A 14,640-nucleotide genomic window follows, 5' to 3' on the forward strand; every position below is an offset into this window, starting at 1 on the left:
GACTTCGAAGGGAGTCTTTGCTATCTTTATTGATATGTCCCTAATTTTATTCTGACCATAAGAGTCGGGATTTAATTGGAATCTGACCCCATTTAAAGTGTTTGGCATTCTTTGTGCATCGCAATATCCTTCTCTTCCCTGCGAAAAACTGAAGGAGTGCGCCATGACGACGGCTGCCGAGATCGAACATCTCCAACAACACGGTCTGTATTCCGGTGCCGATGAGCACGATGCCTGCGGCGTCGGCTTCGTCGCGCACATCAAGGGCGAGAAGAGCCATGCCATCGTGCTGCAGGGCCTGAAGATCCTCGAGAACCTCGACCATCGCGGCGCAGTGGGCGCTGACAAGCTGATGGGCGACGGCGCCGGCATCCTGATCCAGCTGCCCGACCGCCTCTATCGCGAGGAAATGGCCAAGCAGGGCGTGGCGCTGCCCCCGCCGGGCGAATACGGCGTCGGCATGATCTTCCTGCCCAAGGAACACGCCTCGCGCGAAGCCTGCGAACAGGAAATGGAACGCGCGATCAAGGCCGAAGGCCAGGTGCTGCTGGGCTGGCGCGACGTGCCGGTCAATCGCGACATGCCGATGTCGCCCACGGTGCGCGCCAAGGAGCCGCTGCTGCGCCAGGTGTTCATCGGCCGCGGCAACGACGTGATCGTGCAGGACGCGCTGGAACGCAAGCTCTACGTGATCCGCAAGACTGCCAGCGCCAACATCCAGCGCCTGAAGCTCAAGCACAGCAAGGAATACTACGTTCCGAGCATGTCGAGCCGCACCGTGGTCTACAAGGGCCTGCTGCTCGCCGACCAGGTCGGCACCTACTACCTCGACCTGCAGGACAAGCGCTGCGTCTCGGCCCTCGGCCTGGTGCACCAGCGCTTCTCCACCAACACCTTCCCCGAGTGGCCGCTGGCCCACCCGTACCGCTATGTCGCCCACAACGGCGAGATCAACACGGTCAAGGGCAACTACAACTGGATGAAGGCGCGCGAAGGCGTGATGTCGTCGCCCGTGCTGGGCGCCGACCTGCAGAAGCTCTACCCGATCAGCTTCGCCGGCCAGTCCGACACCGCCACCTTCGACAACTGCCTCGAGCTGCTGACGATGGCCGGCTACCCCATCAGCCAGGCCGTGATGATGATGATTCCCGAGCCCTGGGAACAGCACGCCACCATGGACCCGCGCCGCCGCGCGTTCTACGAATACCACGCCGCCATGCTGGAGCCGTGGGACGGCCCGGCCTCCATCGTGTTCACCGACGGCCGCCAGATCGGCGCCACGCTGGACCGCAACGGCCTGCGCCCCTCGCGCTACTGCGTGACCGACGACGACCTGGTCATCATGGCCTCCGAGTCGGGCGTGCTGCCCGTGCCCGAGCAGAAGATCGTGCGCAAGTGGCGCCTGCAGCCCGGCAAGATGTTCCTGATCGACCTGGAGCAGGGCCGCATGATCGACGACGAGGAGGTCAAGGCCACCCTCGCCAACAGCAAGCCCTACAAGCAGTGGATCGAGAACCTGCGCATCAAGCTCGACAGCGTCGAGGCCGAGCCGGTGCCCGCGCCGCTCTCGCAGGTGGCGCTGCTCGACCGCCAGCAGGCCTTCGGCTACACCCAGGAAGACATCAAGTTCCTGATGAGCCCGATGGCGCAGGCCGGCGAAGAGGGCATCGGCTCCATGGGCAACGACAGCCCGCTGGCCGTGCTCTCCAGCAAGAACAAGCCGCTCTACAACTACTTCAAGCAGCTGTTCGCGCAGGTGACCAACCCGCCGATCGACCCGATCCGCGAGGCGATCGTGATGTCGCTGGTGTCCTTCATCGGCCCCAAGCCCAACCTGCTGGACATCAACCAGGTCAACCCGCCGATGCGGCTCGAAGTGAGCCAGCCGATCCTCGACTTCGCCGACATGGCCAAGCTGCGCGACATCGGCACCTACACGCAGGGCAAGTTCAAGAGCTACGTGCTCGACATCACCTATCCGCTCGCCTGGGGCTACGAGGGCGTCGAGGCCAAGCTGGCGTCGCTCTGTGCCGAAGCGGTGGATGCCATCAAGGGCGGCCACAACATCCTGATCGTGAGCGACCGCGGCGTGAGCCCGACGCAGGTGGCGATTCCCGCCGTGCTGGCTCTCTCCGCTGTCCATCAGTACCTGGTCCGTGAAGGCCTGCGCACCACGGCCGGCCTTGTCGTCGAAACCGGATCGGCCCGCGAAGTGCATCACTTCGGCGTGCTCGCGGGCTACGGCGCGGAAGCCGTGCACCCCTACCTCGCCATGGAAACGCTGGCGGCCATGCACGCCGACCTGCCGGGCGACATGAGCGCGGAGAAAGCGGTCTACAACTACGTCAAGGCGATCGGCAAGGGCCTGTCCAAGATCATGTCGAAGATGGGTGTCAGCACCTACATGAGCTACTGCGGCGCGCAGCTGTTCGAAGCCATCGGCCTGAACACCGAGACGGTCAACAAGTACTTCACCGGCACCGCCAGCCGCGTCGAGGGCATCGGCGTGTTCGAGATCGCCGAGGAAGCCATCCGCATGCACAAGGCCGCGTTCGGCGACGACCCGGTGCTCTCCAACATGCTCGACGCCGGCGGCGAATACGCCTGGCGCACGCGCGGCGAAGAGCACATGTGGACGCCCGACGCCATCGCCAAGCTGCAGCACAGCACGCGCGCCAACAACTGGAACACCTACAAGGAATACGCGCAGCTCATCAACGACCAGAACCGCCGCCATCTCACGCTGCGCGGCCTGTTCGAGTTCAAGCTGGATCCGGCCAAGGCCATTCCGGTGGACGAGGTCGAGCCCGCTGCAGAGATCGTCAAGCGCTTTGCCACGGGCGCGATGTCGCTCGGCTCGATCAGCACCGAGGCGCACTCCACGCTCGCCATTGCCATGAACCGCATCGGCGGCAAGAGCAACACGGGCGAAGGCGGCGAAGACCCGGCGCGCTACCGCAACGAGCTCAAGGGCATCCCGATCAAGCAGGGCGACACGCTCAAGAGCGTGATCGGCGCGGCCAACGTCGAGGTCGACCTGCCCCTGAAGGACGGCGACTCGCTGCGTTCGCGCATCAAGCAGGTGGCGTCGGGGCGCTTCGGCGTCACGGCCGAGTACCTGCATTCGGCCGACCAGATCCAGATCAAGATGGCGCAGGGCGCCAAGCCGGGCGAGGGCGGCCAGCTGCCCGGCGGCAAGGTCACCGAATACATCGGCAAGCAGCGCTATGCCGTGCCGGGTGTGGGCCTGATCTCGCCGCCGCCGCACCACGACATCTACTCGATCGAAGACCTGGCGCAGCTGATCCACGACCTGAAGAACGCCGCGCCGCACGCGAGCATCAGCGTCAAGCTGGTGAGCGAAATCGGCGTGGGCACCATCGCGGCCGGCGTGGCCAAGTGCAAGAGCGACCACGTGGTGATCGCCGGCCATGACGGCGGCACGGGTGCATCGCCCTGGTCGTCGATCAAGCACGCGGGCAGCCCGTGGGAAATCGGCCTGGCCGAAACGCAGCAGACGCTGGTGCTCAACCGCCTGCGCAGCCGCATCCGCGTGCAGGCCGACGGCCAGATGAAGACCGGCCGCGACGTCGCCATCGGCGCGCTGCTGGGCGCCGACGAGTTCGGCTTTGCCACGGCCCCGCTGGTGGTCGAGGGCTGCATCATGATGCGCAAGTGCCACCTGAACACCTGCCCGGTGGGCGTGGCCACGCAAGACCCGATCCTGCGCAAGAAGTTCTCGGGCAAGCCCGAGCACGTCGTCAACTACTTCTTCTTCGTGGCCGAGGAAGTGCGCCAGATCATGGCCCAGCTCGGCATCCGCAAGTTCGACGACCTGATCGGCCGCGCCGACCTGCTCGACATGCGCAAGGGCATCGAGCACTGGAAGGCCTCGGGCCTCGATTTCAGCCGCCTGTTCGCGCTGCCGAACGTGCCGGCCGAGGTGCCGCGCTTCCACGTCGAAAACCAGGACCACGGCCTGGAGCGCGCGCTCGACGTCAAGCTCATCGAGAAGTCGCGTCCGGCCATCGAGCGCGGCGAGAAGGTGCAGTTCATCGAGGTGGCGCGCAACGTCAACCGCTCGGTGGGCGCCATGCTGTCGGGTGCATTGACCAAGGTGCATCCGCAGGGCCTGCCCGACGATTCGATCCGCATCCAGCTCGAGGGCACGGGCGGGCAGTCGTTCGGCGCGTTCCTGGCGCGCGGCATCACGCTCTACCTGATCGGCGATGCCAACGACTACACCGGCAAGGGCCTCTCGGGCGGCCGCGTGGTGGTGCGCCCGAGCCTCGATTTCCGCGGCGAAGCGGTGCGCAACACCATCGTGGGCAACACCGCGCTCTACGGCGCGACCACCGGCGAGGCCTACCTCTGCGGCGTGGCCGGCGAGCGTTTTGCCGTGCGCCTCTCGGGTGCCACGGCGGTCGTCGAAGGCACGGGCGACCATGGCTGCGAATACATGACGGGCGGCACGGTTGCGGTGCTCGGCAAGACGGGCCGGAACTTCGCGGCCGGCATGAGCGGCGGCGTGGCTTTCGTCTACGACGAGGACGGCCAGTTCGCCACGCGCTGCAATCTCTCGATGGTGTCGCTCGACAAGGTGCTGACTTCGGCCGAGCAGACGGCGAGCATGCACCGTAAGGTCTGGCACGGTGGCGAGACCGACGAGGCCCAGCTCAAGAAGCTGCTCGAAGAGCACCACCGCTGGACCGGCAGCAAGCGCGCGCGCGAACTGCTCGACAACTGGGCCGTGTCGCGCACCAAGTTCGTCAAGGTGTTCCCGAACGAGTACAAGCGCGCGCTCGCCGAGCTGCACGACCGCAAGGTCGAACTCACGAGCAGCGGCAACAACGCGCACATGGGCCTGGAGCCGCATGCTCTGGTCGCGCCGGCCGCGACGGCTGCGGTCTGAGCGGCAACGAAAACGAAGAACAGAGGAAAGCACGATGGGAAAGATCACCGGCTTCATGGAGCATGAGCGCATCGAAGAGGGCTACAAGCCCGTCGAGGAGCGCGTCAAGCACTACAAGGAATTCGTCGTTGCCTTGACGCCCGAGCAGGCCAAGGTGCAGGGCGCGCGCTGCATGGACTGCGGCACGCCGTTCTGCAACAGCGGCTGCCCGGTCAACAACATCATTCCGGACTTCAATGACCTCGTGTACCGCAACGACTGGCAGAACGCCTTCGCGGTGCTCGACTCGACCAACAACTTCCCGGAATTCACCGGCCGCATCTGCCCCGCGCCCTGCGAGGCCGCCTGCGTGCTCAACGTGAATGACGACCCGGTCGGCATCAAGTCGCTGGAACACGCCATCATCGACCGCGCCTGGGACGAAGGCTGGGTGGCGCCGCGCGTTGCCAAGCACAAGACCGGCAAGAAGGTGGCGGTGGTGGGTTCGGGCCCGGCCGGCATGGCGGCCGCGCAGCAGCTCGCGCGCGCCGGCCACGATGTGACGCTGTTCGAGAAGAACGACCGCATCGGCGGCCTGCTGCGCTACGGCATCCCCGACTTCAAGATGGAGAAGACGCACATCGACCGCCGCGTCGAGCAGATGAAGGCCGAAGGCGTGAGCTTCCGCACCGGCGTCATCGTCGGTGCCGCCAAGGACCCGCTGGGCAAGGGCTCCAAGGTCACCAACCTGGCCAAGGAAACCGTCACGCCCGAGCAGCTGCAGAAGGAGTTCGACGCCGTGCTGCTGACCGGCGGCGCCGAGCAGTCGCGCGACCTGCCGGTGCCCGGCCGCGATCTCGACGGCATTCATTTCGCGATGGAGTTTCTGCCGCAGCAGAACCGCGTCAACGCAGGCGACAAGGTCAAGGGCCAGCTGCGCGCCGACGGCAAGCACGTGATCGTGATCGGCGGCGGCGACACCGGCTCCGACTGCGTGGGCACCAGCAACCGCCATGGCGCGGCCAGCGTCACCCAGTTCGAGCTGATGCCGCAGCCGCCCGAGGAAGAAAACCGCCCGCTGACCTGGCCCTACTGGCCGATCAAGCTGCGCACGAGCTCCAGCCACGAAGAAGGCTGCGAGCGCGAGTTCGCCATTTCCACCAAGGAGTTCATCGGCGAAAAAGGCAAGGTCACGGGCCTGAAGACCGTGCGGGTCGAGTGGAAAGACGGCCGCATGCAGGAAGTGGCCGGCAGCGAGCAGATCCTCAAGGCCGACCTCGTGCTGCTGGCGATGGGCTTCGTGAGCCCGGTGGCCAACGTGCTGGAGGCCTTCGGCGTCGAGAAGGATGCGCGCGGCAACGCCAAGGCCACGGTCGACTTCGTTGGTGGTTATGCCACCAACGTGCCGAAGGTGTTTGCTGCAGGCGACATCCGCCGCGGCCAGTCGCTGGTGGTGTGGGCGATTCGCGAAGGGCGCCAGGCTGCGCGCTCGGTGGATGAGTTCCTGATGGGTTTCAGCGACCTGCCGCGCTGATTTTTGTTTCAGTTTTGCGGGGCCGGCCACGGCCCCGCTATCATTCGCGGAAACCGCATGCCGGGATGCCTGAGAAGGTGCCCGGCTTTTTTATTGAGATGGAATCAGCCGCACCACCGCCACACCCCTTTGTCGAATTCCGCGACGTTTCGTTCGGCTACGGCGCGCGGGCGATCCTCGGCGGTGTGTCGTTTGCCGTGCCGCGCGGCAAGGTGACGGCGCTGATGGGCGCCTCGGGCGGCGGCAAGACCACCGTGCTGCGGCTCATCGGCGGCCAGCAGCGGGCGCAGCGCGGCGAGGTGCTTTTCGACGGCCAGGACGTCGGCAGGTTCGATGCCGCCGGGCTGTACAAGGCGCGGCGCCGCATGGGCATGCTGTTCCAGTTCGGTGCCCTGTTCACCGACATGAGCGTGTTCGACAACGTCGCGTTTCCGCTGCGCGAGCACACGCAGCTCTCGGAAGCGCTGGTGCGCGACATCGTGCTCATGAAGCTCGACGCGGTGGGCTTGCGCGGCGCGCGCGACCTGATGCCCAGCGAGGTGTCCGGCGGCATGGCGCGGCGCGTGGCCCTCGCGCGCGCCATTGCGCTCGATCCCGACCTCGTGATGTACGACGAACCCTTTGCCGGCCTCGACCCGATTTCCCTCGGCACGGCCGCGCGGCTGATCCGCCAGCTCAACGACACGCTGGGGCTGACCAGCATCGTCGTGTCGCACGATCTCGAGGAAACCTTCCGCATCGCCGACCACGTGATCATCCTGGCCAACGGCGGCATCGCTGCGCAGGGCACGCCTGCAGAGGTGCGCGAGAGCGCCGATCCATTGGTGCATCAGTTCGTCAATGCACTGCCCGACGGGCCGGTGCACTTTCACTACCCCGTCGTCGGCATCGAGGAAGATTTCGGCAATGGAGGAGGGCAGGCATGAGCGCAGCGATGGACCGCCCCCAGCAAGCGAAGATCCCCTCGGGGGGCAGCGAGGGCACGAAGTGCCGAGCGTGGGGGCAGCCATGAGCTGGTGGAACCCCGCCGACATCGGCTTTGCCGTGCGCAGCAAGCTGGCCGACCTGGGCTACGGCGCCAAGCTGTTCCTGCGCCTGCTGGTGCGGGGGGCACGAAGCTTGCAGCGCTTCGGCCTGGTGCGCGACCAGATCCATTTCCTGGGTAACTACTCGCTGGCCATCATTGCGGTGTCGGGGCTCTTCGTCGGCTTCGTGCTGGGCCTGCAGATGTACTACGCGCTGCAGCGCTACGGCTCGTCCGAGGCGCTCGGACTTTTGGTGGCACTGAGCCTGGTGCGCGAGCTCGGGCCGGTGGTGGCGGCCCTGCTGTTCACGGGGCGTGCCGGTACTTCGCTCACCGCGGAGATCGGCCTCATGAAGGCCGGCGAGCAGCTCAGCGCCATGGAGATGATGGCGGTCGACCCGGTGCAGCGCATTCTTGCGCCGCGTTTCTGGGCCGGCGTGATCACGATGCCGCTGCTGGCGGCCGTGTTCAGCGCGGTCGGCATCATGGGCGGCTACGTGGTGGGCGTGCTGATGCTGGGTGTCGACCCGGGCGCGTTCTGGGGCCAGATGCAGGGCGGCGTCGACGTCTGGCGCGACGTGGGCAACGGCGTGATCAAGAGCATCGTGTTCGGTTTCACCGTGACCTTCATCGCGCTGCTGCAGGGCTACGAGGCCCAGCCAACGCCCGAAGGCGTGTCGCGCGCGACGACGCGCACGGTGGTGATGGCGTCGCTCTCGGTGCTCGGGCTCGACTTCCTGCTCACGGCCATGATGTTCAGTATTTGAAGGAGCTCCGGCTCCAATCGTTCTAGAGAGTGCAAACCATGCAACGTTCCAACAACGACATCTGGGTCGGCCTGTTCGTGCTGATCGGCGGCGCGGCGCTGCTGTTCCTCGCGCTGCAGTCGGCCAACCTGCTGAGCCTGAATTTCCAGAAGACCTACAACGTCACCGCGCGTTTCGACAACATCGGCGGCCTCAAGCCGCAAACGGCGGTCAAGAGCGCCGGCGTGGTGGTCGGCCGCGTGGAATCCATCTCGTTCGACGACAAGTCTTTTCAGGCCAGCGTCACACTGGCATTGCAAAACCGTTACAGTTTTCCCAAGGACAGCTCGCTCAAGATCCTGACCAGTGGCCTGCTCGGCGAGCAGTACATCGGAATCGAGGCGGGCGCCGAGGAGAAGAACCTGCAAGCCGGCGACACCGTCACCTCGACCCAGTCGGCCGTGGTGCTGGAAAACCTGATCAGCCAGTTCCTCTACAGCAAGGCGGCCGAAGGAAACACTTCGACGCCGGGAACAGCCAACAAGAAATGAAAACAAGCTTTTTTTCGTCCTTTGCTATCAATAACATAGCGAGATACGCCCGCTGGGCGGGTGCAGCATTCGCTTTTTCGCTCATCGCGGGATGCGCAACCGGTCCCGGAGCCAATCCGGCCGACCCTTTCGAGCCCATGAACCGAGGCGTCACCCGCTTCAACGACACGGTCGATGAGGCCGTGCTCGTGCCCGTGGCCACCGCCTACCAGCGCGTGCTGCCTTCCATGGTGCGCACCGGCGTGGGCAATTTCTTCGGCAACCTGGGCGACGTCTGGAGCTTCGTCAACAGCGTGGCCCAGCTCAAGCTGCAGAACAGTGCCGAGACCTTCATGCGGGTCAATGTCAACACTTTGTTCGGGCTCGGCGGCCTTCTCGACATTGCCACCGAGGCGGGCATCGACCGCCACGAAGAGGATTTCGGCCAGACGCTGGGCCGCTGGGGCGTGGGCGCCGGACCGTACGTGGTGCTGCCGGTGTTCGGCCCGTCGACCCTGCGCGATACGGCCGCATTGCCGGTGGACCGCGCCGGCAGCGTGCTCGGCAACATGAACGACGTGGCCTGGCGCAATTCGCTGTCTTTCCTAGAGGCTGTCGATACCCGGGCGAAGTACCTGCGCGCCGGCCGTTTGCTCGACGATGCGGCGCTCGACAAGTACACCTTCACGCGCGACGCCTTCCTGCAGCATCGCCGCAACGACGTCTACGACGGCAATCCGCCTGACGACGAAGGCGGAAAATAAAATACAAAAAGGCGCGGAAGAGGGGCTTTTCGCAGCCGGACAAGTGGTTTTCCCGCTTGCATCCGGTTTCAGGGCTTCACCTGCGCTTCAGGAACCTGGTCGGCCGGGAACCTGTCGAACACGTTCTTTGCAGGAGGCGCGGCCTTCGCCCGCCTGCAGATTTTCAAACTCGAAGGGATTGTCATGAACAACAAGATCTTGAAACGGCGCGGCTTCGGCCGCCTGGTGCTGGCCAGCGCCTTGCTCTTCGGTGCCGCGACGGCTTTTGTGCGTCCGGCGCAGGCCGCCGACGAAGCGCCTGACGCGCTGGTGAAGCGTTTGTCGACCGACGTGCTCGAAACCATCAAGGCCGACACCTCCATCAAGGCGGGCGACATCAACAAGATCATGGTGCTGGTCGACAGCAAGATCATGCCCAACGTCAACTTCCAGCGCATGACGGCCTCCGCCGTCGGCCCGGCATGGCGCCAGGCCACGCCCGAGCAGCAGAAGAAGCTGCAGGAAGAATTCAAGACCCTGCTGGTGCGCACCTATGCCGGCGCGCTCGACCAGGTGAGCGACCAGACGGTCACGGTGCGCCCGTTCCGCGGGTCGCCTGAAGATACCGAGGTGCTGGTTCGCACCGAGGTCAAGGGCCGCGGCGATCCGGTGCAGCTCGACTACCGGCTCGAGAAAACGCCCGGCCAGGGTGGCGGCTGGAAGGTCTACAACCTCAATGTGCTGGGCGTCTGGCTGGTCGACACCTACCGCACCCAGTTCTCGCAGGAAATCAACGCCCGCGGCATCGACGGCCTGATTGCAGCGCTGGCGGCGCGCAACAAGGGCAACAACGGCAAGAGCTGAGGCCATGCTGGTCCTGCCCTCCAAACTCACCCACGATGAAGCCCCGGCCTGCATGCGCATGCTGCAGCAGGGGCTGACGGGGCAGACCGACACATCCACGGTGGTGGACGCCAGCGCGCTCGCGCAGTTCGATTCCTCGGCCTTGGCGGTGCTGCTGGAGTGCCGCCGCGAGTCGAGCGCGCTCGGCCGGGGCTTCGCGGTCAAGGGGCTTTCGCCGCGGCTGCGCGAACTGGCTGCGCTCTACGGCATCGCGGGGCTTCTACCGGCGGCGCCCTGACCGCAGGCGGCCCGGCAGCGGCCGCGTCAGGGCATCCGGCCGCCGCCAAGCGGCCTGCGGGGAGGGCCCGTAAAATCGCCGGCTCCCATGCCCGCGATCTCATTCCAATCGGTCTCCAAGACCTACCCTCCCTCCAGACAGCAGCGGGCCCAAGGCAAGCAGGGGCTGCGCGCCGTCGACGAGGTCAGCTTCCAGATCGAGCCGGGCGAGTTCTTCGGCCTGCTCGGGCCCAATGGCGCGGGCAAGACCACGCTCATCAGCATGCTGGCCGGCCTGTCCCGTCCCACGGCCGGCGCCATCAGCGTCCATGGCTTCGACGTGCAGCGCGACTATGCCGAGGCCCGGCGCCAGCTCGGCATCGTGCCGCAGGAGCTGGTGTTCGACCCCTTCTTCAACGTGCGCGAATCGCTGCGCATCCAGTCGGGCTACTTCGGCATCAAGAACAACGAGCCCTGGATCGACGAGCTGCTGCAAAGCCTGGGCCTGGCCGACAAGGCCACGGCCAACATGCGCCAGCTCTCGGGCGGCATGAAGCGCCGGGTGCTGGTGGCGCAGGCGCTGGTGCACAAGCCGCCCGTGATCGTGCTGGACGAGCCTACCGCCGGGGTCGACGTCGAATTGCGCCAGACGCTCTGGCAGTTCGTCGCCAGGCTCAACAAAGAGGGCAGCACCGTGCTGCTGACCACCCACTACCTCGAAGAGGCCGAGGCGCTGTGCAGCCGCATCGCGATGCTCAAGCTCGGCAAGGTGATCGCCCTGGACCGCACCAGCGAGCTCTTGAAGTCGGCCGCCAGCAACGTGCTGCGCTTCAAGACCGACGCCATGCTGCCCTGGGCCATCGCGCAGCACGCGCGCATCACCGGGCGCATCGTGCAGCTGCCGGCGCAGAACGCCCATGAAGTCGAACAACTGCTGGCTGCGATCCGCGAAGCCGGCGTCGCAGTGGAAGACGTGGAAATGCGCAAGGCCGACCTGGAAGACGTGTTCATCGACCTGATGGCGGGCGAGCAGACGCCGTTGGAGGTTGCAAGATGATGGCGGTGACGGGTTGGCGCGCGCTGCTCTACAAGGAAACGCTGCGCTTCTGGAAGGTCGGCTTCCAGACCGTCGGCGCGCCGGTGCTCACCGCGCTGCTCTACCTGATGGTGTTCGGCCATGTGCTCGAAGACCATGTGAAGGTCTACGGCTCGGTCGGCTACACCGCCTTCCTGGTGCCGGGCCTCGTGATGATGAGCGTGCTCCAGAACGCCTTCGCCAACAGCTCGTCCTCGATCATCCAGAGCAAGATCATGGGCAACCTGGTGTTCGTGCTGCTCACGCCGCTGTCGCACTGGGGCTGGTTCTTTGCCTACGTGGGTTCGTCGGTAATCCGCGGATTGGCCGTGGGGCTCGGCGTGTTCGTGGTCACGATGTTCTTCGCGATGCCGAGCTTCGTTGCGCCCGTCTGGATTCTCGTTTTCGCGCTGCTGGGCTCCGCCATGCTCGGTACGCTGGGGCTCATCGCCGGGCTCTGGGCCGAGAAGTTCGACCAGATGGCGGTGTTCCAGAACTTCCTGATCATGCCCATGACCTTTCTCTCGGGCGTGTTCTATTCGATCGGCTCGCTGCCGCCGTTCTGGCAGGGCGTGAGCCACCTGAACCCGTTCTTCTACATGATCGACGGCTTCCGCTACGGCTTCTTCGGCGTGAGCGACGCCTCGCCCTGGCTCAGCCTGGGCATCGTCGGCGCGGCCTGGCTGGTGGTGAGCGCCATTGCCGTCCACCTGCTGCGCATCGGCTACAAAATCCGCGGTTGACCGCTTTTTCCAGATCCCCATGACCGCCGAACAACTCCAGGCCCTGATCCAGTCCCACCTTCCCTGCGAGCACATCACGCTCGAAGGCGACGGCCGGCATTGGTACGCCACCATCGTCTCGGCCGAATTCGAGGGCAAGCGCGCGATTCAGCGCCATCAGCGGGTCTACGCGACCCTGGGTGCGAAAATGCATACCGACGAGGTGCATGCGCTCTCGATGAAGACCTACACGCCGGCCGAATGGGCGGCGTTGGAAAAATAACTCTCCGGCCCCCGGGCCCTGATTCGCTGGAAATTCGATGGACAAACTTCTGATTCGCGGCGGGCGCCAGCTCCGCGGCGAGGTACTCATTTCCGGCGCCAAGAACGCAGCCTTGCCGGAACTGTGCGCCGCGCTCCTGACCGACCAGCCCGTGACGCTGCACAACGTGCCGCGCCTGCAGGACGTGTCGACCATGCTCAAGCTGGTGCGCAACATGGGCGTTTCGGCCGAGCGCGACGACAACGGCACGGTACGGCTCGATGCGGGCGACCTCAGCAACCCCGAGGCGCCCTACGAACTGGTGAAGACCATGCGCGCCTCCGTGCTGGCGCTGGGTCCGCTGCTCGCGCGCTTCGGCCATGCCAAGGTGTCGCTGCCCGGCGGCTGCGCCATCGGGTCGCGGCCGGTCGACCAGCACATCAAGGGCCTGCAGGCGATGGGCGCCGAGATCGTGGTTGAGCACGGCTACATGATCGCCAGCCTGCCGGCCGGGCGCACCCGCCTGAAGGGCGCGCGCATCCTGACCGACATGGTCACCGTCACCGGCACCGAGAACTTCCTCATGGCGGCGGCGCTCGCCGAGGGCGAAACGCTGCTCGAAAACGCCGCGCAGGAGCCCGAGATCGTCGACCTGGCCGAAATGCTGATCCGCATGGGCGCGAAGATCGAGGGCCACGGCACCAGCCACATCCGCATCCAGGGCGTGGAGAGGCTGCACGGCTGCGAGCACGCCGTGGTGGCCGACCGCATCGAGGCCGGCACCTTCCTGTGCGCCGTTGCGGCCACGGGCGGCGACGTGTTCCTGCGCCATGCACGGGCCGACCACATGGACGCGGTGATCGACAAGCTGCGCGACGCCGGCTGCACCGTCGCGGCGCAAGAAGGCGGCGTGCGCATCAGCTCCAGCGCGCCGGCCTGCGAGCACCTCAAGGCGCAGAGCTTCAGCACCACCGAATACCCGGGCTTCCCGACCGACATGCAGGCCCAGTTCATGGCCCTCAACGTGATCGCGCGCGGCGCCTCGATGGTGACTGAAACCATCTTCGAGAACCGCTTCATGCATGTGAACGAGATGGTGCGCCTGGGCGCGACGATCCACGTCGAGGGCAAGGTCGCGATGGTCGAGGGCGTGCAGCAGCTCTCGGGCGCCACCGTGATGGCGACCGACCTGCGCGCCTCGGCCAGCCTGGTGATCGCCGGCCTCGTGGCCGAGGGCGAGACGCTGGTCGACCGCATCTACCACCTGGACCGCGGCTACGACCGCATGGAAGCCAAGCTGCGCGGCCTGGGCGCCGACATCGAACGCATTTCGGGAGCCGCCGCATGATCACCCTGGCGCTCTCGAAAGGCCGCATCTTCGAAGAGACGATGCCGCTGCTGGCCGCGGCCGGCATCGAGGTCACCGAAGACCCCGAAAAATCGCGCAAGCTGATCCTGGCCACCACCCGGCCCGACGTGCGCGTGGTGCTGGTGCGCGCCTCCGACGTGCCCACCTACGTGCAGTACGGCGGCGCCGACCTCGGCGTGACCGGTCTGGACGTGCTGCTCGAAAACGGCAACCAGGGCATGTACCAGCCGCTGGACCTGCGCATCGCGGCCTGCCGCCTCAGCGTGGCAGTGCGGGCCGACTACGACTACGCCTCGGCCGTGAAGCAGGGCTCGCGCCTTCGGGTCGCCACCAAGTACGTGGGCCTGGCGCGCGACTTCTTCGCCACCAAGGGCGTGCACGTCGACCTGATCAAGCTCTACGGCAGCATGGAGCTCGCACCGCTCACCGGCCTGGCCGACGCCATCGTCGACCTGGTCTCGACCGGCAGCACGCTCAAGGCCAACCACCTGGTCGAGGTCGAGCGCATCATGGATATCAGCGCGCGCCTCGTGGTCAACCAGGCCGCGCTCAAGCTCAAGCGCGAGCCGATCCGCCGCATCATCGACGCCTTCGCGTCGGCCATTCCTTCCGCCTGAACCCTTCC

Annotated in this window: 13 protein-coding genes; all 13 read left to right on the forward strand. The window is 66.0% G+C overall.

The window, feature by feature from the left end:
• The first annotated feature begins 163 nt into the window (after positions 1-163).
• Positions 164-4,912: a glutamate synthase-related protein gene (locus tag FB547_RS07700; protein ID WP_145741025.1), complete on the forward strand. Its 4,749-nt coding sequence runs from the start codon at positions 164-166 to the stop codon at positions 4,910-4,912.
• A gap of 34 nt (positions 4,913-4,946) precedes the next feature.
• Positions 4,947-6,425, forward strand: coding sequence for a glutamate synthase subunit beta (locus FB547_RS07705; protein WP_145741027.1), 1,479 nt, complete (start codon positions 4,947-4,949; stop codon positions 6,423-6,425).
• A gap of 65 nt (positions 6,426-6,490) precedes the next feature.
• The gene (locus FB547_RS07710) at positions 6,491-7,351 is read left to right on the forward strand and encodes an ABC transporter ATP-binding protein (RefSeq protein WP_145741028.1); all 861 of its coding nucleotides are present in this window, start codon (positions 6,491-6,493) and stop codon (positions 7,349-7,351) included.
• An 82-nt stretch (positions 7,352-7,433) separates the two neighbouring features.
• The gene (gene mlaE, locus FB547_RS07715) at positions 7,434-8,216 is read left to right on the forward strand and encodes a lipid asymmetry maintenance ABC transporter permease subunit MlaE (protein WP_145741031.1); all 783 of its coding nucleotides are present in this window, start codon (positions 7,434-7,436) and stop codon (positions 8,214-8,216) included.
• Between the two features lie 38 nt (positions 8,217-8,254).
• Positions 8,255-8,746, forward strand: coding sequence for an outer membrane lipid asymmetry maintenance protein MlaD (mlaD, locus tag FB547_RS07720; protein WP_012746305.1), 492 nt, complete (start codon positions 8,255-8,257; stop codon positions 8,744-8,746).
• Entirely contained in the window at positions 8,743-9,489 is a 747-nt protein-coding gene (locus tag FB547_RS07725; protein ID WP_145741033.1) for a VacJ family lipoprotein, read from the forward strand. The genes mlaD and FB547_RS07725 overlap by 4 nt, the downstream gene beginning before the upstream one ends.
• Positions 9,490-9,672: 183 nt before the next feature.
• Positions 9,673-10,332 carry a phospholipid-binding protein MlaC gene (locus FB547_RS07730; RefSeq protein WP_145741035.1) on the forward strand — a complete coding sequence of 220 codons (660 nt, stop codon included), beginning with the start codon at positions 9,673-9,675 and terminating at the stop codon, positions 10,330-10,332.
• A 4-nt stretch (positions 10,333-10,336) separates the two neighbouring features.
• The gene (locus FB547_RS07735; RefSeq protein ID WP_124957423.1) at positions 10,337-10,609 is read left to right on the forward strand and encodes a lipid asymmetry maintenance protein MlaB; all 273 of its coding nucleotides are present in this window, start codon (positions 10,337-10,339) and stop codon (positions 10,607-10,609) included.
• 87 nt (positions 10,610-10,696) lie between these two features.
• Positions 10,697-11,644 carry an ABC transporter ATP-binding protein gene (locus tag FB547_RS07740; protein ID WP_124957422.1) on the forward strand — a complete coding sequence of 316 codons (948 nt, stop codon included), beginning with the start codon at positions 10,697-10,699 and terminating at the stop codon, positions 11,642-11,644.
• 5 nt (positions 11,645-11,649) lie between these two features.
• Positions 11,650-12,405, forward strand: a complete 756-nt coding sequence (locus FB547_RS07745) for an ABC transporter permease (protein WP_145741997.1) — start codon at positions 11,650-11,652, stop codon at positions 12,403-12,405.
• Between the two features lie 19 nt (positions 12,406-12,424).
• Complete coding sequence (locus FB547_RS07750) at positions 12,425-12,667, forward strand: BolA family protein (protein WP_012746311.1); 243 nt, start codon at positions 12,425-12,427, stop codon at positions 12,665-12,667.
• A gap of 37 nt (positions 12,668-12,704) precedes the next feature.
• On the forward strand, positions 12,705-13,994 hold the full coding sequence (gene murA, locus FB547_RS07755) for a UDP-N-acetylglucosamine 1-carboxyvinyltransferase (RefSeq protein ID WP_145741036.1): 1,290 nt from the start codon (positions 12,705-12,707) through the stop codon (positions 13,992-13,994).
• On the forward strand, positions 13,991-14,632 hold the full coding sequence (gene hisG / locus FB547_RS07760; protein ID WP_021005882.1) for an ATP phosphoribosyltransferase: 642 nt from the start codon (positions 13,991-13,993) through the stop codon (positions 14,630-14,632). The genes murA and hisG overlap by 4 nt, the downstream gene beginning before the upstream one ends.
• The last annotated feature ends 8 nt before the right edge of the window (positions 14,633-14,640 follow it).

The sequence above is a fragment of the Variovorax beijingensis genome (assembly GCF_007828835.1).
Classification (GTDB): domain Bacteria; phylum Pseudomonadota; class Gammaproteobacteria; order Burkholderiales; family Burkholderiaceae_C; genus Variovorax; species Variovorax beijingensis_A.

Coding starts and splice junctions, on each gene's coding strand:
- FB547_RS07710 (WP_145741028.1), top strand. CDS start 6,491: ATGCCTGAGAAGGTGCCCGGCTTTTTTATTGAGATGGAATCAGCCGCA.
- FB547_RS07725 (WP_145741033.1), top strand. CDS start 8,743: ATGAAAACAAGCTTTTTTTCGTCCTTTGCTATCAATAACATAGCGAGA.
- FB547_RS07735 (WP_124957423.1), top strand. CDS start 10,337: ATGCTGGTCCTGCCCTCCAAACTCACCCACGATGAAGCCCCGGCCTGC.
- mlaD (WP_012746305.1), top strand. CDS start 8,255: ATGCAACGTTCCAACAACGACATCTGGGTCGGCCTGTTCGTGCTGATC.
- murA (WP_145741036.1), top strand. CDS start 12,705: ATGGACAAACTTCTGATTCGCGGCGGGCGCCAGCTCCGCGGCGAGGTA.
- hisG (WP_021005882.1), top strand. CDS start 13,991: ATGATCACCCTGGCGCTCTCGAAAGGCCGCATCTTCGAAGAGACGATG.
- FB547_RS07700 (WP_145741025.1), top strand. CDS start 164: ATGACGACGGCTGCCGAGATCGAACATCTCCAACAACACGGTCTGTAT.
- FB547_RS07705 (WP_145741027.1), top strand. CDS start 4,947: ATGGGAAAGATCACCGGCTTCATGGAGCATGAGCGCATCGAAGAGGGC.
- FB547_RS07740 (WP_124957422.1), top strand. CDS start 10,697: ATGCCCGCGATCTCATTCCAATCGGTCTCCAAGACCTACCCTCCCTCC.
- FB547_RS07730 (WP_145741035.1), top strand. CDS start 9,673: ATGAACAACAAGATCTTGAAACGGCGCGGCTTCGGCCGCCTGGTGCTG.
- FB547_RS07750 (WP_012746311.1), top strand. CDS start 12,425: ATGACCGCCGAACAACTCCAGGCCCTGATCCAGTCCCACCTTCCCTGC.
- mlaE (WP_145741031.1), top strand. CDS start 7,434: ATGAGCTGGTGGAACCCCGCCGACATCGGCTTTGCCGTGCGCAGCAAG.